The following is a 22053-nucleotide window of genomic DNA, read 5'->3' on the forward strand; positions in this document are numbered from 1 at the left end:
ACGCGCGCAACCGGGCCGCGGCGGCGCTGCGCTAGAGCGCGGCGCCCTGGGCCAGGGCCAGCGCGTCGGCATAGCCGCCCAGCTTGCCGCCGGTGGCTGCGGCATGGGCCTCGGCGTCCTTCTTCAGCAGAAAGGGCAGCAGCAGGGGTTTCTTCGGGTCGCTGGCGTTCAAGGCGTAGAAGGCCTTGTCGGCAAACACCTTGATGCCCAGCGCCTTGTCGTACACATAGGCCACCTTGACCTTTTTGCCGCCGGTCTGGGCCTTGTGGATGGCGGCCAGCGTGCACAGCGGGCTGGCGTGTGCGGTGGGCGCGGCGGCGCCTTCGGCCCACACCTCGCCGGCCTCCTTGGGCCGCGTGATGGACAGCTTGCACACGGCGTCGGTGCCGCCGATGTCGTAGTTGGCCAGGGTCTGCTTCTGCGCCTCGTAGTCGAGCTTCAGCTCGGCGAAGGCCTGTTTCACATAGCTCTCGTTGACCCAGGCGGCTATGTCCAGCGGCTTGACGCGGTTGAGCCGGGTGAGCACCTCGTGGCCGGTCTTGATGGTGTCCAGCCAGCGCGGCTTGATGCTGGGGTCGAGCGTGTGGATGCCGCCCGGGCCCAGGTACAGGTAGGCCACCTCCTTCTCGATCTTGGTCCACTCCTCCACCTTGGCGGCGGCGGCGGCCGGGTTGGCGCGCACCCAGGCGTTGGCCTCCATCAGCGCCTTCACGTAGGCAACCACCACCTCGGGGTACTGGGTGGCGAAGTCCTTGCGCACCACCACGCCGTGGAAGGTGGGCACCTTGGTCTCGGCGCCGTCGAAGATCTTGCGTGCAAAGCCGCGGTAGGGCAGCAGGTCGGCAAAGGGCACGAAGTTGGCGTGGCCGTCGATCTTCTTTTCCTGCAGGTTGGTGGTGCCCACCTCGGGGCTCTGGCTCGAGAGGTTCCAGAAGTTCTCGGCCCAGCCCCGGCTCTGCATGGCCTGCAGCAGCATGCCGTGCGCCGCCGAGCCGAAGGGCACCGAGACGTTCTTGCCCTTCAGGTCGGCCAGCTCGTAGTAGGGCGAGTCCTTGTGCACCACCAGGCCGTTGCCCGAGCCGTAGGCGTTGTAGGCAATCACGGCCACCAGCTGGGTCTCGTTGCCGGGCTGGCTCTGGCCGGTGGCGCCATTCACCAGCAGCGGGTAGTCGCCCATCATGCCGATGTGCAGCTTCTTGGCCATCATGCCGTTGGTGATGGGTGGGCCGCTGGTGAAGTTCTGCCAGTCGAGCTTGAAGCTGATGTTCTTGTACTTGCCGGTGCGGGGCAGGTGCTTCTCAAGCAGCTTGAGCTCCTTGAGCACCACGCCGCCGGTCACGGTGTTGGTGGTGGTGTTTTGCGTGCCGATGCCGATCAGCACCTCGTCGGCGGCCCGGGCATGCGGCGCAGACAGGCCGGCCAGGCCGGCGCTCAGGGCCACGGCCAGCAGGCCGCGCAGGGGATAGGGCGTCATCGTCGGTACTCCAGGCGTCAAGGGTGTTGGCGTGAAGGGGCCGTCTCCTGGATTCAAAGCACGACCGGTGCCACCTGCCGGGTGGTCGGCGTCGCCGGCCATGGGCCGGCGCGGGTCGTGTACTGCGGTCAGCATGGCGTTCGGCGCGGCGGGGGCGGTGGTCACGCCGCGCCGGTGTGGCGGCTGTCCTGGGCCAGGCCGATGGCGGTGAGCGCCAGCCGGGCCAGCTTGCGCACGTCGGGGTCGGCATCGGCCAGCGCGGCCTCCAGCGGCGCGATGGCGCGGGTGTCGCCGATCTCGCCCAGTGCAATGGCCGACTCCTTGCGCAGGTTGCTCACCGGGTGCTGCAGCGCGGCCACCAGCGGCGGCAGGCCGGCCTCGGCCTTGAGCTGGCCGAGCGCACGCGCGGCCTTCAGGCGCACCTGCCACATCTCGTCGTCCATGGCCTTCACCAGGTCGGGCACGGCGGGCGCCAGGCGCAGCTTGCCGATGGTTTGCGCGGCCTCGTCGCGCACCGGCCAGTGCGAATCACCCAGCGCCCGGGTCAGCGCCGGCAGCACGCTCACGCTGCTGGCATAGCCCAGCGCGCCCACGGCGATGCGGCGCACCTCGGGCACGGGGTCGTTGGCCGCCACCTCGGCCAGCTCGCCAATGGCGGCGGCATCCTTCAGGTAGCCCAGCACGCCCACGGCCTCGGCCCGCACCGCGGCATCGGCGTCGCGCAGCGAGGCCATGGCCGGCGCAAAGGCCGCGGCGCAGCGCAGTGCCCGCAGTGCGCGAAAGCCCTGGGCCCGCGCCTCGGCCGGCTGCGCTGGCGCGATCAGCGGCAGCAGCGCCTGGGCCGAGCTGGCTTGCTTGAGCTCGCCGAGCACCTGGCCCGTGGCCTGGCGCACGCCGGCATCGGCGTCCAGCAGCATGGGCACCAGGGCGGCCAGCACCTCGGGCTCCTCGTAGCCTTCGAGGGCCTTCACCGCCTCGGTGCGCACCAGCGCATCGGTGTCGGCCAGGCAGGGCAGCAGCAGCGGCACGATGTCGTCCTCGTCGCTGTAGGGCAGGTCGATCACGGCCAGGCGGCGCACGGTGGCGTCGGGGTCTTGCAGGCGGGCGGCAATGGCGGTGCTCATGGGGGCGTTCTCGGTGGGCGGGCGGGGGCCGTGGCGGCTCAGCGCAGCAGGTAGGGGATGTCGACCGTGATCGCGCCGGTCGGGCAGTCCTGCTCGCAGGGCAGGCAGTACCAGCACTCGTCGAAGGCCATGTAGGCCTTGCCCTTGACGACGTTGATGGCCAGCACGTCGAGCGGACAGACATCGACGCACACCGTGCAGCCCTTGTGGGCGATGCACTTGTCGTCGTCCACGCGAACGGGCACTTGGGTGGCGGTGGTGGCCAGGGTCATGGTGGCTGGGCCTCGGTTTGGTGGCTCGGGGATGTCGCGTATGGGTGCGGCTAGGCGGCCTGCGGCGCCGCCGTGCTGCCCGGGGCGATGCGCAGGCGCTGGTAGGCGCTGCGCTCGGCGTCGTCGACCGGCACGATGTAGGGCTCGATGGCACGCTTGTCGAGGCGCATCTCACCCTGGGCGCCGCGCGACAGCAGCACGTGGCAGAACCAGTTGGCATCGTCGCGCTCGGGATGGTCGACACAGGCGTGGTACAGGCCCCAGCGGCTCTCGGTGCGGTACAGGCTGGCGCGGGCGGCCATCTCGGCGCAGTCGAGGATCGAGTGCGCCTCCATGGCCCGCATCAGCTCGTGCGGGTTGGCCGCGTGCAGGGCGCCCAGGTCTTCGCGGATCTCGCCAAAGCGCTGCAGGCCGATCTCGAACTTGCGCGTCACCTTGGGCGGCTGCAGGTAGTCGTTGACCAGGCGCCGGGTCTTGTACTCGATCTGGAACGGCGTGAGCCCGTCGCTGCGCTGCAGCGGCGCCAGGATGCGCGCGGCCTCGGCCGCCTCGGCGCCGGCGTCGTGCTGTGCCGGGCCGGCACCGGCGCAGTAGGCGGCGGCCTGCTCGCCGCAGATCTTGCCGTAGACGAAGGCGCCCAGCATGTAGTTGTGCGGCACGCTGGCGCAGTCGCCGGCCGCGTACAGGCCCGGCACCGAGGTCTCGCCGCGCGCGTTGATGTGGATGCCCGAGGCCGAGTGGCCCGAGCAGAAGCCGATCTCGGAGATGTGCATCTCGATCATCTTCTGCCGGTAGTTGGTGCCGCGGCCTTCGTGGAAGCGGCCGCGGCTGGGCCGCTCGTTGCTGTGCAGGATGGTCTCGATCTCCTGGATCGTCTCCTCGGCCAGGTGGTCGAGCTTGAGGAACACCGGGCCGTTGCCGCTTTGCAGCTCGTTGTGAAACTCCTGCATCATCTGGCCCGACCAGTAGTCGCACTCGATGAAGCGCTGGCCATGGGCATTGGCGGTGTAGCCGCCCAGCGGGCCGGTGACGTAGGCGCAGGCCGGGCCGTTGTAGTCCTTGATCAGCGGGTTGATCTGGAAGCACTCCAGATTGGCCAGCGCGGCCCCGGCATGGAAGGCCATGGCATGGCCGTCGCCGCAGTTGGTGGGGTTCTCGTAGGTGCCCATCAGGTAGCCGGATGACGGCAGGCCCAGGCGGCCGGCGGCGCCGGTGCTGATGACGGCGGCCTTGGTGCGGATCAGCACCAGCTCGGCCGTGCGGCAGTCGAAGCCCATCACCGCGGCCACCTGGCCATCGGCGCCGGTGAGCACGCGCGTGACCACCACGCGGTTGGTGATCTCGACCCGTGCGCGCTTCAACTGCCGGTACAGGATGCGCTTCATGTGGTGCCCCTCGGGCATCGGCAGCACATAGGCGCCCAGGTGGTGCACCTTGCGCACGCTGTAGTCGCCGGTCTCGTCCTTCTCGAACTTGACGCCCCAGCGGTCGAGCTCCTCGATCATTGCGAAGCTGTTGGCGGCGTAGGCCATCACCGCCTCCTGGTCGACGATGCCGTCGTTGGCGACGGTGATCTCCTTGACGTACTGCTCGGGCGTGGCGTGGCCGGGGATGACGGCGTTGTTGAGCCCGTCCATGCCCATGCTGATGGCGCCGCTGCGCTTGACGTTGGCCTTGTCGATCAGCAGCACGCGCAGCTTGGGGTTGGCCTCCTTGGCCTTGACGGCGGCCATCGGGCCGCCGGTGCCGCCGCCAATGACGACGAGGTCGAATTCCAGGTTCAGGGTGTTCATCGCAGGCGCATCCATGGGCAGGGCATCGGGGTCAGCCAGGCAGTGTGTTCAGCCGCCGGGCTGCGCGGAACAAAGCATTTCGGCTGTGCATCTGCAGGGCGTGCATGAGGCCCTGCCAGCCTCAGCTGCGGTCGATTCGCAGCCGGTACTGGAAGGCATCGCCGCGGTAGTACAGGTGCTCGTAGTCGACCGGCCGCTCGTCGGCGAAGGTCAGGCGCTCGATGCGCAGCAGCGGCGCGCCCTCGGGCAGGGCCAGGTGGCGGGCCAGGCCTTCGTCGGCGCTGATGGCCTCGATCTGCACATCGGCGTGGGTGAGGTGCAGGCCGTGGTCGTTTTCGAGGATCACGAAGATGTCGCGCGCCGGCAGGTCTTCGGTCACCAGGCGGCGGCCGATGGCCAGCGGGAACCAGCTCACGTCCACCGAGATCGGCTCGCGGTTGAGGTAGCGCAGGCGCTGGATCTGCACCACCAGCGCACCGGGCTTGAGCTGCAGGCGCCGCGCCACCTGCTCATCGGCCGGCAGCTCGCGGGTGGCCAGCACCTGCGAGAAGGTTTCATAACCCGCGGGTGACATGGCCTCGCCAAAGCCCTGCAGCCGCGACAGGTTCTGGAAGGCCTTGGGCTTGGCCACGAAGCTGCCCTTGCCCGGCACCTTGAAGATCAGGCCTTCCTTCTGCAGGTCACCCAGGGCCTGGCGGATGGTGATGCGGCTGACGCCGAAGCCGGCCATCATCTGGCTCTCGGACGGCATCTGCGAGTGCGGCGCATAGCTGCCATCGAGCACGCGGCGGCGGATGATCTCGCGGATCTGCGCATGCATCGGCACCGACGACATCGGTACCACGCTGCTGGCCGGCGCGGCCAGGTCTGGCGCCACCGGCACAGCGGGCGACGCCATGCGCCGGGTGCGGCTGGCCGTGCTGGCCGTGCTGGCCGTGCTGGTGGGGCCGGCGCTGCCCGTTGGGCTGGGCGGCTGCTGTCTGGCTCGGTGGCTGGGCATGGTGGCCTTGGCTGAACCTGTTATGACAGGTCATGCTTAGCAAACGCCGTGCCGTTGTGCCTTGGGGCGACCTGGCGCCGGTGCGGTATCCGGCAATCCGGGCCGGCTTGCGCTGGGTGATCGCCCGGCAGGGAGCGCGCGCCGCGCCTGCTTGCAGCGTGGCGCCGGGCAGCGCAGCCATGGGCGTGCGCAGTGCAAACCGGTGCGTCAGGGCTTGGCGGATGCACCGGCATCGTGTGCCCGGCACCATGCCGGCTCCATGCGCGGCTGCGGCTGCCGCGTGCGGGTGCTGAGTACGGGTGCCGGTTGCCGAGTGTGGGTGCCGGGTGCGGGTGCGGGTGCGGGTGCCGGCGGCCGGCGGGCCCGGCCTGACCCAGCGGCGTGGCCCTGGCCGTGCCGGGTCAGTGCCGCCTGTCCGGGCTTGTTGCGCGCTCGGCCAGCAGCGTGCTCAAGTCGGCGCGTGACCACAGGCGCGCGGCCGCCCAGGCCACGCCGGCTGACAGTGCCAGCACGCTCAGCGCATGCCCGGCGTCGCGATGCCACAGCGGGGCGCGCAGCCCGTTGTTCAGGGTGGGCCAGTCGAAGTACTGGCCCACGCCGGCCAGCATGATCGGCAGCGCAAACCCAGCCACCAGCGCAGCGCGCTCCCAGCGCCTGGCGCCGCGGCTGCGGTGGCCGGCCGCCGCCAGGGCCGCAGCCAGGGTGGTGGCCAGCATCAGCTCGGGCAGTTGCGCCGCGGCCTGCAGCGGGATGATGCGCAGCAGGTCCAGCCGCAGCGGTGGTGTCAGCACGGGCAGAAACACCAGCGTGGTGAGCAGCGTCGACAGCACCCACAGCAAGACCATGCCGCACAGGCTGTGCTGCAGGATGTGCCAGCCCAGCTGGCGGCGGGCCAGCCCCTGCGGCGCCAGCAGCTGGCGCCAGTGCAAGTCGGGGCCGCGCAGCAACAGCGCCATCAGCAGCGTCAGCCAGGCCAGGCGCGGCACGAACCAGGGCGTCACGGCGCCGCCCCAGGTGATCGCGAGCTGGCCGGGGCCCAGGTCGCCCAGCGGCACCAGAACGGCCATCACCAGCAGCAAACCCAGCGGCGAGCGTTGGCCGTCCAGCGGCCGCCAGGCTTTCTGGATGTCGCGGCGCAGGCCTTGCCACAGCCTGAGCGGGGTGTTCTTCGGCGCCGCAGGCGCCGCCAGCGGCGCCAAAGGCTGGCCCAGGTGCCGGGCGCACACCCACCAGGCCAGGGGCAAGGTGAGCGCCAGGCCGGCCTCGGGCCATGGCCCGGCCGCGCGCGCCGACCCAGGCCACCAGCCGGCCAATCTGAGCGCCCACTCCAGCAGCAACAGCGGCGCGGCCAGGATCCAGACCGGCGGCAGCAGGCCGCGCCAGCCCGCCGTGGCCAGCAGCGCCAACCCGGTGATGTGCAGGGCCTGCAGCGCCAGCGAATAACCGCGCAGGTCGGTGTGCCACGGGCGGCGCCCCAGCTCTTGTGCAGCGGCGGTGAGCAGCATCGGCAGCCACATCACCACCAGCACGATGACCATCAGGCGGTGCCAGGCACCGATGCTGGCCAGCTTGCCGCCGTGGGGTGCCTGGCGGCGCTGACAGACCTCGACCTGCTGCCGCGCACTGTGCAGCGCGGCGCCGGGCAGCAGGCACAGCATCGGGATGGCCAGCAGATAGCTGCCCCAGAGCCGGCCAGTCCACACCGGCTGACCGCGCCAGACATTCAGCGCCGCCCCGGTGGCCAGCACCATGGCCAGGCTGCCACACAAGGCCGCCAGCACCAGCATGGCCGGCGACACCAGGCCCATCCAGTTTGTTGCCGCAGCGGCTGGGGAGCGGCCCAGTGCGCTCATGAATTCAAGTCCATGAAGAGCTCATCCAGGCTCAGCGCACGGCCCTCGGTGGCCAGGGCAGGCGCGTGACGGGTGTCGACCAGCACCGGCTGCCGGGCAGCGGCTGCGCCGGGCAGCCGCAGCAGCGAGCGGGCGGGCAGCTGGCCCAGCTCGGCGGCCGACAGCGGGATGCGCCGCACCTGCTCGGCCAGGTCGTCCCAGGCGCCCATCAGCTGCAGGCGGCCATCGCGCAGAAAGGCCACATGGCTGACCACCCGCTCCAGATCCGACAGCAGATGGCTGCTGATGACGATGCTGCGGTCGGCGCGGTGCGGCGCTCGCTCGAACAAGGCCCGCATCACGTCGCGACGGGTCAGCGGGTCGAGGCTGGCCATGGGTTCGTCAAGGATCAGCAGGTCGGGGTCGTGGCCCAGGGCCAGCACCAGGCTGAGCTTTTGCTGCTCGCCGGGCGAGAGCTGTGCCGCCTTCACATCCAGCGGCAGGCTCAGCAGCCGGGCCAGTGCCAGCGCGCGCTGATCGTCCCAGCCGCGGTACAGGTGGCCGAGCGACTGGAAGTGCGCCAGCGCGTCCAGGTGCCCGAACAGATCGGGCGCCTGCGCCACATAGCCCAGCCGTTCGCGCTGGGCATCCTGCAGCTGCAACGCCGGCTGGCCCAGCAGCCGGCACTGGCCGCGCGCCGGTGCGCCCAGGCCCACCAGGCAGCGCAGCAGCGTGCTCTTGCCGGCGCCGTTGCAGCCCACCAGGCCCAGCACGGCGCCGGTGGGCAGGCGCAGCGTGAGCTCGCTCAGGGCCGGACGAAAGCCGCCGGCCACGGTGATGGCGTCGGCTTCCAGCGCCCAGTCGGTGTCGGGCGGCGCCAGCGCGCTGGCATCGGTGCAAAGGGCAGGCGTCATGCGGTGGGGCTCCCAGGGCTGGGGTCAACGGCCGGATCTTGGTCGGCCAGACACTGCGCAAACAGGGCCAGTGCGGTGTCGGCGTCCAGGCCCAACTGCCGGGCCTGCTGGGCGGCCGACTGCAGCGCCGGGCGCAGCAGCTCGGCCGGTGATGCGGCGCCGGCGCCGGCCGCGGCCACCACCATGCCCAGGCCGCGGCGCCGCTCCAGCAAACCCTCGGCCTCCAGCAGGCTGTAGGCCTTGGACACGGTCATCGGGTTGATGGCGTGCTGCTGCGCCAGGGCACGCACGCTGGGCAGTTCGTCGCCCGGCCGGCATTGGCCGCCGGCCACCTGCCGCCGCAGCTGCTCGACGATCTGGCGGTAGATGGGCACCGGGCTGCCGGGAACGATGTCGAAGTGCATCTGCATTGGTGTATTAATTCAATAATACACATGAACGCAAGCACGTCAAGCCATGCGATGGGCCAGGCCACAAGGCCAACCGCCCCTGCAGTGAGGGGCGGTTGCAGGCGGTGGGGGGGGGCGGTGAAACCGCGGGGAACAGCGGCGCGCCAGGTGCGCCGGGCGTGGGCTCAGGCTCGGGCTTTCAGCCGCCGTAGCGGGCCTTCAGCCAGTCCAGCAGCGTGCGGATGGTCTGCGCCTCGCCGCCGGCCGGGCGGCCCGGGCGTGCGGCGTCGTTCCAGGCGTACAGGTCGATGTGCAGCCAGTCGATGCTGGCGGGCACGAAGTCGGCCAGGAACAGCGCGGCGTTGATGGCGCCGGCCTGCGGGCCGCGGCCGGTGTTGACGATGTCGGCCACATCGCTCTCGATGCCGGCGTGGTACGGCGCCCACAGCGGCAGATGCCACAGCGGATCGCCGATGGCCAGGCCGTGGTCGACGATGTCGCGCGCAGCGGCCATGTCGCGGCAGAACAGCGCCGGCAGCTGCCCGCCCAGCGCGATGCGCGCCGCACCGGTGAGCGTGGCCAGGTCGATGATCAGGTCGGGCCGGGCCTCGGCGGCATAGGCCAGCGCGTCGCACAGGATCACGCGGCCCTCGGCGTCGGTGTTGCCGATCTCGATGCCCAGTCCGGCGCGGGTGCTGATCACGTCACCGGGGCGGTAGGCGTTGCCGGCGATGGCGTTTTCCACCGCCGGGATCAACACGGTCAGCTGCACGGGCAGCCGGGCGCCCATGATCAGCTGGGCCAGGCCCAGGGCATTGGCGGCGCCGCCCATGTCCTTCTTCATGTGGCGCATGCCGTCGGCCGGCTTGATGTCCAGGCCGCCGGAATCAAAGCACACGCCCTTGCCCACCAGGGTCAGCCGCGGGTGCTTGGGCGAACCCCAGCTCAGCTCGATCAGGCGCGGCGCGCGCTCGGGCGCCGCGGCGCGGCCCACGGCATGGATGGCCGGAAAGCGCGAGGCGGGCTTGAGCAGCGCATCGCCCACGGTCTGCTTGAACCGCGCGCCATGGGCCAGGGCCAGGGCCTGGGCGGCCTGGGCCAGCTCGGCCGGGCCCAGGTGCTCGGCGGGGGTGTTGACCAGGTCGCGCGTGGCGATCATGGCCGCCGCCACGGCCAGGCCGTGGCGGGCCTCGGCGCCGGCCGGCAGTTGCAGCTCGGCCGGCGTGCGGCGCGGCGCCTTGTAGCGCGCAAAGCGGTAGCCGCCCAGCGCCCACGACTGCGCCGCGGCCGCGGGGGCGATGGCCAGGCCGGCGGTGTCGTCCAGCCGGTAGCGGCCCTCGGGCAGGGCCATCGGCAGGGCACTCAGGGCGTAGGCATCGCCGGCGCTGCGCACGCCAGCCCACACCGCACGCAGGTGGCCTTCGGCGCCGGGCAGCAGCACATGGCTGTCGGGCGCGCCGGCAAAGCCCACCGTGGCCAGCCACTGGCGCTCGGCCGGGCTCAGCGCGGCCGCGGCGGTGGCCGCCAGGCTGTCGCGGGTGACGCAGACGATGGGGACGGCCGAGGCGGCAGGTTTCTTCAGCGTGACGGTCATGGTGGGCGGCTGGCGGGTGAGGGTGGCGGCGGCTGGGCCGAGGCTGGGCGATGGGTGGGCCGGCGGTGGGCCGACTTTGAACTAGGGCCGGGCACCGGGTGGCGTTGCGCCGGGTTGGCCGGGGGATCGAGCGGGCTGTGGCCTGCGCCATGCAACACGCCGCCGCGGCTGGGGGCCGGGGCGGCGTGTGGGGGTAGGGGGGCGAGGCGCGCCGGGTGGGCGCGCCACACCGGCCTGGCCGGTCAGGCCTGCGGGGCCGCCGCCGGCTGCTCGAAGGGCAGGGTCACCTGGGACAGGTCCTTGCGCGTCTCCACCAGCACCAGCGGGCCTTCATCGAGCAGCACCACGGGCTTGGGCTCGCGCGGCACATGCACCGGCTTGGGCTCGGCGGCCATCGCTGCCTGGGCGGCGGCGATCTTGTCGGCATCCGACAGCACCCACTGCAGGCCGGCACCATCGGCCAGGCTTTGCAGCGAGCTGACCGGCAGCGTGAAGGCCGTCACCACCGGCATGGCCGCAGCCACCGCAGCGGCCGGGGCCGGGGCGGGTGCCCGTTGCGGCGCCACCGGGGCGGCGGCTGCCGGGGCGGGTGCCACCGGGGTGGGGGCGGCCGGCGCGGCGGCTTCGACCGTCACCGGCTCGGCAACGGCAGAGGCAACGGCAGAGGCAACGGCTGCTGCGGCGTCGGGGGCGGGAGCCTCGTCGGCGGCGGCAGGCGCGGGCGCAGCGCTCTCGTCAGCGGCCACGGCCTCGCCCTCACGGCGCTCGCGCGGGCCGCGCTGGCGGTCGCGGCCACGGCCACGGCGGCGGTTCTCGTCGCGGGCCTCGCCGTCGGCCGGCGCGCCGGCTTCGGCGCTGCCGTCGGCGGGCGTGTCGGCGCTGGCGTCGGCGGCGTCACCGGCCGGGGCCACGGCGGCGGCGTCGACCGCGTCGGTGGCGCTCAGGCCCTCGGCGCCGGCCTCGGCACCCGGCGCGCCCTCGTCACCGCGGGCACCACGGCCGCCACGGCGGCGGCGGCGGCGGCGCTGCTCTTCGCTGCCGCCCTCGGTGCCGTCCACGGGGTTCTGGCCATCCACCAGGGTCAGCGGCAGTTCGCCCTGCGCGGCGGTTTGGCCTTCGGCCACCAGGGCCTCGGGAGCACGGGCCTCGCGCTCGGGGCGGCGCGGGCCGCGCTCGCCACGTTCGGGGCGCTCGGCGCGTTCACCACGCTCGGGGCGTTCGGCACGCTCCGGGCGCTCGGCACGTTCGCCGCGCTCGGCGCCGCGCCCTTCGCGGTTCTCGCGGCCTTCGCGGTTGCCACCACGGCCACCACGCTCGCCGCGCTCACCGCGCTCACCGCGTCCGCCACGCTCACCACGGCGGCCATCGCGGTCGCCGCGGCCTTCACGGCCCTCGCGGCCCTCGCGGCCTTCGCGCTTGGCTTCGCCGGCCGGTGCTGCAGCCGGTGCGGCCGCGGGGGCTGCTGCCGGTGCCGCCGGGGCGGTGGGCGCCGGCGCCGGGGCGCCGAACAGCTTCTTGATCCAGCCAAAGAAGCCGCGGCCCGCTTCGGGCGCGGGCGGCTGGGCCACCCACGTGGGCGCGGCCGGCGCGGCCGGTGCCGCCGGTGCGGCGGTGGCGGCCACTGCGGCGGCCGCCACGGCCACCGGCTCGGGCCTGGGCGCGGGCATCGGCGCCGGCTGGTCGGGCAGCACGCCCTTGATCACCGGTTCCTGCTTCGAGCCGGCCTTCTCGCGGCGGCTGATGGCCACCTCGTCCTCCGGCTCCTCGATCATGGTGTAGCTGGCCTGCAGGTTCTCCAGGCGCGGATCGTCGTGGCGCAGGCGCTCGAGCTTGTAGTTCGGCGTCTCGAGGTGCTTGTTGGGCACCAGCAGCACCGTGCAGCGCTGCTTCAGCTCGATCTTGGTGATCTCGGTGCGCTTCTCGTTGAGCAGGAACGACGTGACCTCCACCGGCACCTGCACGTGCACGGCGGCGGTGTTGTCCTTCATCGACTCTTCCTGAATGATGCGCAGGATCTGCAGCGCGCTCGATTCGGTGTCGCGGATGTGGCCGGTGCCGTTGCAGCGCGGGCAGGTGATGTGGTTGCCTTCGCTGAGCGCCGGGCGCAGGCGCTGGCGGCTCAGTTCGAGCAGGCCGAACTTGCTGATCGAGCTGAACTGCACGCGGGCGCGGTCTTGCCGCATCGCGTCGCGCAGGCGCTGCTCCACCTCGCGGCGGTTCTTCGACTCCTCCATGTCGATGAAGTCGATGACGATCAGGCCGCCCAGGTCACGCAGGCGCATCTGGCGCGCGATCTCGTCGGCGGCTTCCAGGTTGGTGCGGGTGGCGGTTTCTTCGATGTCGCCGCCCCGGGTGGCGCGCGCCGAGTTCACGTCCACCGAGACCAGCGCCTCGGTGTGGTCGATCACGATGGCGCCGCCCGAGGGCAGGTTCACCGTGCGGCTGAAGGCCGTCTCGATCTGGTGCTCGATCTGGAAGCGGCTGAACAGCGGCGCATCGTCGCGGTAGCGCTTCACACGTGGTGCCAGCTCGGGCATCACGTGGGTCATGAACTGCTTGGCCTGATCGTAGATGTCGTCGGTGTCGATCAGGATCTCGCCGATGTCCGACGTGAAGTAGTCGCGGATCGCACGGATGACCAGCGACGACTCCTGGTAGATCAGGAACGCACCCTTGCCCTGCTTGGCGGCGCCGTCGATGGCGTCCCACAGCTTGAGCATGTAGTTCAGGTCCCACTGCAACTCGGCGGCAGTGCGGCCGATGCCCGCGGTGCGGGCGATCAGGCTCATGCCCTTGGGGTATTCGAGCTGCTCGAGGTTCTCTTTCAGCTCCTCGCGGTCCTCGCCCTCGATGCGGCGGCTGACGCCACCGCCGCGCGGGTTGTTGGGCATCAGCACCAGGCAGCGCCCGGCCAGGCTGACGAAGGTGGTGAGCGCCGCACCCTTGTTGCCGCGCTCTTCCTTCTCGACCTGCACCAGCAGTTCCTGGCCTTCGCGGATCGCGTCCTTGATGGTCGCGTTTTTCAGCTCGATGCCGTCGCGGAAGTACTGGCGCGAGATTTCCTTGAACGGCAGGAAGCCGTGGCGGTCTTCGCCGTAGTCGACGAAGCAGGCTTCCAGGCTGGGCTCGACGCGCGTGACGACGGCCTTGTAGATGTTGCCCTTGCGCTGCTCGCGCCCTTCGATCTCGGTTTCGAAGTCGAGCAGCTTCTGCCCGTCGACGATGGCCAGGCGCCGCTCTTCCGGCTGCGTGGCATTGATCAGCATGCGTTTCATGTGCACTCCTCACATGCACCTGCCGATGAATGCGGCAAGTGCATCGCAGTCACCGCGCCCGGGCGTCAGCGACGCTCGGGCAGGCGACCCATCCAATGCACGAGAAACGAAAAATCGGCCGGAGAAGGAATCGCCCTGGACTGCGGTTGATCGGGGTCGATCAGGCGTGCAGCGGGGCAGCGTGCGGCGAGGCCGGTTCGGCAGGCGGTGCCCCGGTCACCCGGCCCGGTGCCACGCGCGCCGGCCACGAAGGGCCTGGGCGCATCGCGCGGCGGCCCTCGGCGCCAACTGCGGCGCGGGGGCGGGGGGGGTGAAGGGGGCTCATGCGAGGCGAGGGCTTCGACGCGGGTGGCAGACGGCCCCGGTGGGAGTGTCTGCCGCCCATGACCTTTTTTTGGCTCCCGTCTGAAAGACGGGACGGCTGGTATTTCGTGTCTCTTCCACCTGGCTGCCGAACCGCCCGTCCACCTTTGGGAACGGGCCTGCTGCGGGCCACGCAGGCGTTGCATCAACGTTGTTCAAGACACCCCTCCTGGGGTGCCCTGCCACGGTAGCGCCGTTCATGCCCGGGTAAACTCTGAAAAATCAAGCACTTACAGCCCACTTGTGGCGGAGATCATTATAAGCACCAAACCATCACGGGCCCGGCAGCCAGCCCACGCGGCGGCCCCGGCCCCGGCGCAAGCCCCGCCAGCGCCGCCGGCGCCGGGGCCCCAGGTGCGCCATCTGGTGGTGGACGAGGCCGGCGAAGGCCAGCGGCTCGACAACTTTCTGCTGCGCCACCTCAAGGGTGTGCCCAAGACCCATGTCTACCGCGTGATCCGCTCGGGCGAGGTGCGCGTCAACAAGGGCCGCGCGGCGGCCGACACCCGCCTGGCGCCCGGTGATCTGGTGCGCCTGCCGCCGGTGCGCCTGTCCGATGCCGCCGCCCAGCGCCTGGACGGGCGCAGCGACGGCGCCGGCGGCCCGCGGCCCGACGACACCGGTGCCGCCGCCGCCGGCCAGGCGCCGCCGCGCGAGTTTCCGGTGCTGTTCGAGGACGAACACCTGCTGGCCATCGACAAGCCGGCCGGCGTGGCCGTGCATGGCGGCTCGGGCGTGAGCTTTGGCGTGATCGAGCAGTTGCGCCGCGCGCGGCCTGCGGCCAGGTTCCTGGAGCTGGTGCACCGGCTCGACAAGGAGACCTCGGGCATCCTGCTGCTGGCCAAGAAGCGCAGCGCGCTGGTGGCCCTGCAGGACCAGTTCCGTGCTCGCGACACCGGCAAGACCTACGCCGCGCTGGTGCTCGGCGCCTGGCCGGCCCGGTTGAAGGTGATCGACGTGGCGCTGCACAAGACGCTGGACGCCCGCGGCGAGCGCCATGTGCGTGCCGTGGCGGCCGATCACCCCGATGGCCAGCGCTCGATCAGCCTGGTCAGGATCGTGCAGCCGCTGGGCGAGGCCACGCTGCTGGATGTGACCATCAAGACCGGCCGCACGCACCAGATCCGTGTGCACCTGTCGCAGGCCGGCCACCCGATCGTGGGTGACCCCAAGTACGGTGACTTCGCCCGCAACCGGCAGTTTGCGCGCGGCGAGGCCCTGCCGGGCCTGCGCTTCGAGCGCATGTTCCTGCACGCCCGCGAGCTGGCCTTTGACCACCCGGCCAGCGGCGAGCGCATCACGCTGGCGGCGCCGCTGCCGCCCGAGTGCACCCAACTGATCGCGCGCCTGGGCGATCGCGGCCAGGCAGATGCCGGCCGCAGCGACGGTGTCATCGCGCCGGGCTGAGGCAGCGGGCAGAATCGGCCACAGCTTGGTCGAGGCGACGCAGTGCGCCGTGCCATCGCTGATCAGTCGCGCCGGGGACGGATTCGGTGCGCGCCAGGTTTGCTGCGCGACGCAGCAGACAGGGTTGTTCCGTCGTTGTCAGCAAGGGGGGGTGCGATGGGGTTGTTGGCGAAGTTGCAGCAGGCACGGCGTTTGGTCACGCTGCTGGCGGACATGCATCGGGGGGTCAAGGACCTGCCCGAGGTCCGCAGCATCGACCATCTGCTGGCGCAGCACCGGCTGAACGGCGAGGCGGCCGGCCCCACGCGCACGCTGGACATCGGCTGCGGGCCCGACCCGAAGAACCCCTTTCGCGCCAGCGAGGTGCATGGCCTCGACATCCGCGAAGATCTGGGACGCAACATTCGCTACGCCGACCTGACCATCGGCGGCGCACCGTACCCGGATGGGCATTTCGATTACGTCACCGCATTCGAGTTTCTGGAACATGTGCCGCGCGTGATCTACCTGCCCGAGCGGCGCTTTGCGTTCGTCGAGCTGATGAACGAGGTCTGGCGCATCACCAAGCCCGACGGGCTGTTCCTCTCGAGCACACCGATCTACCCGTTCTCGCCGGCGTTCCGCGATCCGACCCATGTCAACCTGATGACCCACGAGACGATGTCGATCTACTTTGACAACCGCCACCGCGGTGCGGCGATGTACGGTTTTCGCGGTGCCTTCGACATCGTGGCCCAGGGGCGGCTGGGGTCGAACCTGGTGTGCGTCATGCGCAAGCTCAGCAGGCCCTGAACCTTGCGCCCCCTTCGTTCCGGCACCCACTCCATGCCCCGACCGCGGCGGCGGGCCGGGAGCAAGCGGCGATGAAATCCGTTTCGGGCGCCTACTTTCCGGCGCTTGACCATCTGCGCGCGCTGGCCGCGCTGCTGGTCTTCACCTGGCATTTCACCCATGGCGGTCAGGGCGCGCCGCTGCCTTACGAGGGCGTGCCGATCTGGGGGCCGCTGGTGCTGTTCGACGAGGGCCATGTCGGCGTCTCGCTGTTCATGACGCTGAGCGGCTACCTGTTCATGCGCCTGCTGGACGGCCGGCGCATCCACTTCGGCTGGTTTCTGTGGAACCGCGCGCTGCGCCTGTTTCCACTGCTGCTGCTGGCGACCATGCTGTTCGCGATCCAGCGCGCCGTGGACGAAGGCGACATCCGCCGCGCCTACTGGGTGTGGGCGGTGTTCCCGAAAGGCTTCGTCAAGCCGTCCTGGCCCAACGGCGGCTGGTCCATCACCGTCGAGCTGCACTTCTACCTGCTGCTGCCCTTGCTGCTGGCCCTGATGCGCCGCACCTGGCTGGCCATGCTGGTCCTGCTGGCGGCGGCGCTGCTGTTCCGCTGGGCCTGGTACCAGCAGCACGGTGAGGTCGAGTTCCTGGCCTACTGGACCCTGGTGGGGCGCATCGACCAATTCCTGCTGGGCATGCTGGCGGCGCACTGTCGCGGCGCGTTGGTGCGGCGCCCCTGGGCTGTGGCGGCGTTGTGGGTGTTGTTTCTCAGCTTCTATGACGCGTTCGACGCTGCCGGCGGCAACCACGGCTTGCGCCAGAGCAGCGTGTGGATCGTGCTGCCCACCATCGAGGGCCTGGCCTTTGCGGCCCTGATCGCCTGGTATGACGGCGCGGGCATTGCCGCCAACGGCGCGGTGTCGCGCTGGTGGGGAAAGATGGGCGAGTACTCGTACTCGATCTACCTGCTGCATTTCTTCTGGGTGTTCCACCTGGCCCATTGGCTGCACCGCCATGTTGTCGATCTGTCGAACGCCTACGTGGCCTTTGGTGTGGCGTTTGTGGCCTTCGCCGCGTCGATGCCGGTGGGCTATCTGAGCATGCGCTTCGTCGAGGCGCCGTTCCTGCGCCTGCGGCGGCCCTACATCCGCAACGCGGTGCAGCAGCCGGTCACGGGGCCGGCCGGCGATTCAGCGGCCGGGCGCTGAGCGGCTCTGGCGATTGACGATACTCCGGGCATGTCTGCACTGCGCCCCCGCCGCTTCGACCTGGTCGTGTTCGACTGGGACGGCACCTTGTTCGATTCGACCGCGCTGATCGCGCGCTGCATCCAGGCCGCGGCCGTGGACCTGGGCCTGCCCGAGCCCAGCCGCGAGCGTGCGGCCTATGTCATCGGCCTGGGCCTGACCGAGGCGCTGCAGCACGCCGTGCCCGAGCTGCCGGCCGAGCGCTACCCCGAGCTGGGCCGGCGCTACCGCCACCATTACCTGCAGCGCGAGCATGAGCTGGTGCTGTTCGACGGCACGCTCGAGATGCTGCAGGCCTTGAAGCGCCGCAACCACTGGCTGGGCGTGGCCACCGGCAAGAGCCGGCGCGGCCTGGACGAGTGCCTGGCCACGGTGCAGCTCAAGGGCCTGTTCGATGCCACCCGCACGGCCGACGAGACCGCCGGCAAGCCGCATCCGCGCATGCTGCTCGAGCTGATGCGCGAGTTCGGCGTCGAGCCCGAGCGCACGCTGATGATCGGCGACACCACGCACGATCTGCAGCTGGCCCGCAACGCCGGCACGGCCAGCGTGGCGGTGAGCTTTGGCGCGCACGAGCCCGAGAGCTTTGCCGCGCTCGAGCCCTTGCACGTGGCGCACTCCACCGCCGAGCTGTCTGCCTGGCTGCAAAGCCAGGCCTGAGCCGGTGGCCCCAGACCCGGCCCTGGCTCCGTTGCCGCTGTGCCCCAGCAGCGCGCTGGCCGAGCGTGGCCGCGCCTTCGTGTGGGACGTGCTGCTGTGGGGCCAGCCGGCCCGCGCCTTTGCGCTGCGCATCGACGGCCGCGTGGTGGCCTACATCAACCGCTGCGTGCATGTGCCCACCGAGATGGACTGGCAGCCGGGCGAGTTTCTCGATGCCGACAAGCGCTTCATCCTGTGCTCGATCCACGGCGCGGCCTATGCCCCCGAGGACGGGCGCTGCGTGGGCGGCCCCTGTGGCCGCGGCCGCCTGAAGCCGGTGACCGTGGCCGAGCAAGGGGGCATGGCCTGTTGGTATCCTTCCGCGGACATCCGCCCCAGCCCGGCAGCGGGCGGCGGCAGCACCGCACTGCACCCTCCGACGCCTTTCGCAGCCCCCGCGGCTGCCGACCCCGAGCCTTGAGCCCCCGATGAATCCCCAGGACGACGCCCCGCCCCCCGAGCCCGCAGCGACCCCCGCACCCGCCGCGCCCGCCCAGGACGCGACGCCCGCCCCGGCTGCCGCCGCCAGCTCGGCGCCCGCAGCCGCAGCGTCGGCCCCGGCCTCCGCCGCCTCCGCCAGCAGCGCTGGCGCCACGGCGGTGCCGGTGGTCTCGCTGGCCGCGCTCGAGCGCACCGTCGACCGCCTGTCTTCAGAGCTGCTGCACGACCGCCGCAACGAGCGCCGCTGGCGCATCTTCTTCCGCCTGGCCTGGCTGATGCTGGTCACGGCGGTGGCCTGGGCGCTGTTTGCCCAGCGCGGCTCGCACTCGGCGCCCAGCACGCCGCACACCGCGCTGGTGGAGCTGCGCGGCGAGATCGCCGCCGACACCGAGGCCAGCGCCGAGCAGCTGATCGCCGGCCTGCGCGATGCCTTTGCCGACAGCGGCGCCCAGGCCGTGGTGCTGCGCATCAACTCGCCCGGCGGCAGCCCGGTGCAGGCCGGCCTGATCAACGACGAGATCCTGCGCCTGAAGGCCAAGCACAAGAAGAAGGTGTATGCGGTGGTCGAGGAGATCTGTGCCTCGGGTGCCTACTACGTGGCCGTGGCCGCCGACGAGATCTATGTCGACAAGGCCAGCCTGGTGGGCTCGATCGGCGTGCTGATGGACGGCTTCGGCTTTCCGGGCCTGATGGACAAGCTGGGCGTCGAGCGCCGGCTGATCACTGCCGGACAGAACAAGGCCATGATGGACCCGTTCTCCGAGGCCGATCCGAAGCACCGCGCCTACCTGCAGGCCATGATCGACCAGATCCACCAGCAGTTCATCACCGTGGTCAAGTCGGGCCGCGGCGAGCGGCTGAAGGCCACGCCCGACACCTTCTCGGGCCTGGTGTGGAACGGTGACGAGGCGGTCAAGCTGGGCCTGGTCGATCACCTGGGCAGCCTCGACTACGTGGCGCGCGAGGTGGTCAAGGCCGAGGAGATCATCGACTACACGCCGCGCGAGAACGTGGCCGAACGCCTGGCCAAGCGCTTTGGCGCGGCCATGGGCGAGGGCGCGGTGCGCGCCGCCGGCGGCGTGCTGCGCCTGCGCTGAGGGCGTTGGGGGCGCTGGGGGCGCTGAGGGCGCTGAGGGCGCTGAGTGTGCTGAGTGTGCTGAGTGTGCTGAGTGTGCTGAGTGTGCTGAGGGCGCGGCCGGGCGCCGTGGGCCTCAACCCGCGGCCAGGCGCTGCTCGAGTGTGTCGAGCACCTTGTCCAGGCGGCTGAGCGAGCGGCTCAGCCGGCTGTGCCAGCGCCGCGGCCGCGGCGGCGGCTGGCGCAGCAGCAGGCGGCGCGCCGGGTCGTCCAGCGCGGCCTCGTCCAGCTGCAGGCCGTGGCGGGCCAGCAGGCGGCCCAGCAGGTCGCGGCGCGCACGCAGGTCTGCGCGGGTCTTCTGGTAGGCATGCTCGGCCAGGTGGCGGCGCTGCGAGTAGCTGAAGATGTTGGCCAGAAACATCTCCGGGTCGCGCTGGTCGGGCTCGAACAGCACGATGTCGGTGTGCGGGTGCGAGCGCTCGTAGCCCTTCAGGCCCAGTTGCAGCCGCGAGTGGATCAGGGCGCGGAAGGTCTGGCTCAGCACCAGGGGCAGGCCGCCATCCACCAGATGCGGAATGCGCTCACCGGCGCGGCCGCGCGCCTGGGCCGGCAGCGCATGCGTGGCGTCGAAGGGCACGATCGGGTTCAGCGCGATCAGCAGATCCAGGCCCTGGTCGAGCAGCACGCTGGCATGCAGCGTCTTCTTCAGCGCGCCGTCCACATAGTGCCGGCCGGCGATCTGCACCGGTGGAAACAGGCCCGGCAGCGCGGCGCTGGCGGCCACCGCGCGCGAGATCGGCACGGCGTCCCAGCCTGGCAGGCCGAAGGGGGCGACCTCGCCGCTGTCGAGGTCGGTGGCCACCAGCACCAGGTGCCGGCCGCGCTGGCGCAGGTGGCGGAAATCGTCGCTGCGGCCGGCCTGGGTGAACATGCGCTGCAGCCGCGCCTCGAGCGCCTGGTTGCCGAACAGGCCGGTGGGCAGCACGGCGCCCAGGCGCTCCACCGCCGCGGTCAGCGAGCGCCGGTTCAGCAGCAGCCGGGTGCCGGCCTGCGCCAGCAGCGCGGGCAGCATGGCCAGGCGCTCGAACCACTCGCCAAAGGCCGGCCGCACGAACAGCGCGGGGCTGATCTCGTCATCGGGCAGCGGTGTGTCGTTCTCGATGAAGGCCGCGCACAGCTGGCGCGGGCGCATGCCGTTGGCCAGCGCCGCGGCGATGAAGCCGCCGGCCGACACGCCGACATAGCCCTGCAGGGCCACCAGGTCGATGCCGGGCAATGCATCCTCGATTGCGCACAGCGCACCGATCTCCCAGGTGGCGCCCAGCGGGCCGCCACCGGCCAGCGCCAGGCCGATGCGCGGCGCGGGTGCCGAGGCTGGTGCGGATGCGGGTGCCGCTGTCGGTGCGCCTGGGGGCCGGGCGCGTCGCGCACGGCGCGCGCGCGGTGGGGCGCGGTTGCTCACGGTGGGGTGGCGGCGCCGGCGTCAGGCCGGCGGCCCGAACCTCAGCAGGTGTGAACGAACCGTGGCGCGCGGGCTCAGCGTGGTTCGGTCAACGCAGCCGTGCACCCGTGCGGCCCGTGGCGCAGGGCGGCAATGTGCCCGCGCAGCAGGTCCGTTCACAGCGCGTCAGGCGGCCGGGGCCTTGCGGGTGCGCTTGGCGGCGGGTTTGGCGGTGGGTTTGGCGATGGACTTGGCGGTCGTCGGGGCGCTCGGCTGGGTGGCCACCGGCGTGGGCGCAGCGGCTGCGCGCTTCTTCGGTGCCGCCTTCTTGGCCGGCGTTTCGGCCGGGGTCTTGGCTGGCGGTTTTGTCGCTGCGGTCGCCTGGGTCGCGGCCTTCTTGGCGGCGGCCTTCCTGGCGGGCGCGGCCTGGGCCGCCGGCTGGCCGCCCATGGCCGCCACTGCGGCGGCCAGCGCCGCCACGCGCTCGCTGAGCTGGGCCACGTCCTTGGCGGTGGGCACGCCCAGCTTGCTCAGCGCACGGGCGGTGCGCTCTTCGAAGATCGATTCCAGCTTGTCCCAGTGCGCGTTGGCCTTGTCGCCCACCTGGCCGGCCATGGCCGACATCTTGCCGGCCACGTCGCCGATCTTTTCTTCGGCCACGGCCTGGGTCTTGCGGTGCAGGCTCACGCCTTCCTTGATCAGGGTGTCGAACACCTTGGTGCCCTCGCCCTGGGCCTTGGCAAAGGCGCCCAGGCCGGCCAGCCAGATCTGCTGCGCCGAGTCCTTCACCGTCTGGGCCAGTTGGCTGTCAAGCAGCCCGGCGGCCGGCGCGGCCTGTTTCTCGGCCAACTTCTGAAGCTTCTTGACCACGGCTTGCTCCTCGCAGGTGTTGTGGTGGCGACCCCGGCCGCTGGAACCAGCCGGCGCAGCCAGTGTAGG

The 22053-nt window shown here is 71.4% G+C and carries 18 protein-coding genes; 6 read left to right on the top strand and 12 right to left on the bottom strand.

Annotation, left to right across the window (positions count from 1 at the left end; translation table 11 throughout):
- Positions 1 to 31: 31 nt before the first annotated feature.
- From N4G63_RS04990 to N4G63_RS05035, 10 genes are all read right to left on the bottom strand, one after another.
- The gene (locus N4G63_RS04990; protein WP_260790458.1) at positions 32 to 1474 is read right to left on the bottom strand and encodes an ABC transporter substrate-binding protein; all 1443 of its coding nucleotides are present in this window, start codon (positions 1472 to 1474) and stop codon (positions 32 to 34) included.
- Between the two features lie 161 nt (positions 1475 to 1635).
- Positions 1636 to 2598: a HEAT repeat domain-containing protein gene (locus N4G63_RS04995; RefSeq protein WP_260790460.1), complete on the bottom strand. Its 963-nt coding sequence runs from the start codon at positions 2596 to 2598 to the stop codon at positions 1636 to 1638.
- A gap of 38 nt (positions 2599 to 2636) precedes the next feature.
- Complete coding sequence (locus N4G63_RS05000; RefSeq protein WP_260790462.1) at positions 2637 to 2870, bottom strand: 4Fe-4S dicluster domain-containing protein; 234 nt, start codon at positions 2868 to 2870, stop codon at positions 2637 to 2639.
- Positions 2871 to 2920: 50 nt separating this feature from the next.
- Positions 2921 to 4663, bottom strand: a complete 1743-nt coding sequence (locus tag N4G63_RS05005; protein WP_260790464.1) for a fumarate reductase/succinate dehydrogenase flavoprotein subunit — start codon at positions 4661 to 4663, stop codon at positions 2921 to 2923.
- A 121-nt stretch (positions 4664 to 4784) separates the two neighbouring features.
- On the bottom strand, positions 4785 to 5498 hold the full coding sequence (locus N4G63_RS05010; protein ID WP_314599729.1) for a GntR family transcriptional regulator: 714 nt from the start codon (positions 5496 to 5498) through the stop codon (positions 4785 to 4787).
- Between the two features lie 566 nt (positions 5499 to 6064).
- Complete coding sequence (locus N4G63_RS05015) at positions 6065 to 7516, bottom strand: hypothetical protein (protein WP_260790468.1); 1452 nt, start codon at positions 7514 to 7516, stop codon at positions 6065 to 6067.
- Positions 7513 to 8409, bottom strand: coding sequence for an ATP-binding cassette domain-containing protein (locus tag N4G63_RS05020; RefSeq protein WP_260790470.1), 897 nt, complete (start codon positions 8407 to 8409; stop codon positions 7513 to 7515). Before N4G63_RS05020 ends, N4G63_RS05015 begins: the two co-directional genes overlap by 4 nt.
- Entirely contained in the window at positions 8406 to 8819 is a 414-nt protein-coding gene (locus N4G63_RS05025) for a GntR family transcriptional regulator (protein ID WP_260790487.1), read from the bottom strand. The genes N4G63_RS05020 and N4G63_RS05025 overlap by 4 nt, the downstream gene beginning before the upstream one ends.
- A 178-nt stretch (positions 8820 to 8997) precedes the next feature.
- Positions 8998 to 10392 (bottom strand): leucyl aminopeptidase family protein, encoded by a 1395-nt coding sequence (locus N4G63_RS05030; RefSeq protein ID WP_260790489.1) that lies wholly within the window; start codon positions 10390 to 10392, stop codon positions 8998 to 9000.
- 242 nt (positions 10393 to 10634) lie between these two features.
- Positions 10635 to 13667 carry an Rne/Rng family ribonuclease gene (locus N4G63_RS05035; protein ID WP_260790491.1) on the bottom strand — a complete coding sequence of 1011 codons (3033 nt, stop codon included), beginning with the start codon at positions 13665 to 13667 and terminating at the stop codon, positions 10635 to 10637.
- Positions 13668 to 14384: 717 nt separating this feature from the next.
- On the opposite strand from N4G63_RS05035, the gene N4G63_RS05040 reads away from it, so the two are divergent.
- The 6 genes from N4G63_RS05040 (at position 14385) to sppA (ending at position 19695) form a co-directional block, all read left to right on the top strand.
- Complete coding sequence (locus tag N4G63_RS05040) at positions 14385 to 15437, top strand: RluA family pseudouridine synthase (protein ID WP_260790493.1); 1053 nt, start codon at positions 14385 to 14387, stop codon at positions 15435 to 15437.
- 192 nt (positions 15438 to 15629) lie between these two features.
- On the top strand, positions 15630 to 16229 hold the full coding sequence (locus N4G63_RS05045; RefSeq protein WP_314599413.1) for a class I SAM-dependent methyltransferase: 600 nt from the start codon (positions 15630 to 15632) through the stop codon (positions 16227 to 16229).
- 71 nt (positions 16230 to 16300) lie between these two features.
- Positions 16301 to 17419 (top strand): acyltransferase family protein, encoded by a 1119-nt coding sequence (locus tag N4G63_RS05050; RefSeq protein ID WP_260790497.1) that lies wholly within the window; start codon positions 16301 to 16303, stop codon positions 17417 to 17419.
- Positions 17420 to 17449: 30 nt separating this feature from the next.
- Positions 17450 to 18118, top strand: coding sequence for an HAD family hydrolase (locus tag N4G63_RS05055; protein WP_314599414.1), 669 nt, complete (start codon positions 17450 to 17452; stop codon positions 18116 to 18118).
- 31 nt (positions 18119 to 18149) lie between these two features.
- Positions 18150 to 18578, top strand: a complete 429-nt coding sequence (locus N4G63_RS05060) for a Rieske (2Fe-2S) protein (protein WP_314599415.1) — start codon at positions 18150 to 18152, stop codon at positions 18576 to 18578.
- A 7-nt stretch (positions 18579 to 18585) separates the two neighbouring features.
- On the top strand, positions 18586 to 19695 hold the full coding sequence (sppA, locus tag N4G63_RS05065) for a signal peptide peptidase SppA (protein WP_260790501.1): 1110 nt from the start codon (positions 18586 to 18588) through the stop codon (positions 19693 to 19695).
- Between the two features lie 114 nt (positions 19696 to 19809).
- Here the strand turns inward: sppA and N4G63_RS05070 are convergent, their stop codons facing one another.
- Together N4G63_RS05070 and N4G63_RS05075 are read right to left on the bottom strand one after the other, a co-directional pair.
- Complete coding sequence (locus N4G63_RS05070) at positions 19810 to 21027, bottom strand: patatin-like phospholipase family protein (protein WP_260790681.1); 1218 nt, start codon at positions 21025 to 21027, stop codon at positions 19810 to 19812.
- Positions 21028 to 21300: 273 nt separating this feature from the next.
- The gene (locus N4G63_RS05075) at positions 21301 to 21984 is read right to left on the bottom strand and encodes a phasin family protein (RefSeq protein WP_260790503.1); all 684 of its coding nucleotides are present in this window, start codon (positions 21982 to 21984) and stop codon (positions 21301 to 21303) included.
- Positions 21985 to 22053: the final 69 nt, after the last annotated feature.

The organism is Aquabacterium sp. OR-4, from assembly GCF_025290835.2.
Lineage (GTDB): Bacteria > Pseudomonadota > Gammaproteobacteria > Burkholderiales > Burkholderiaceae_C > Pseudaquabacterium.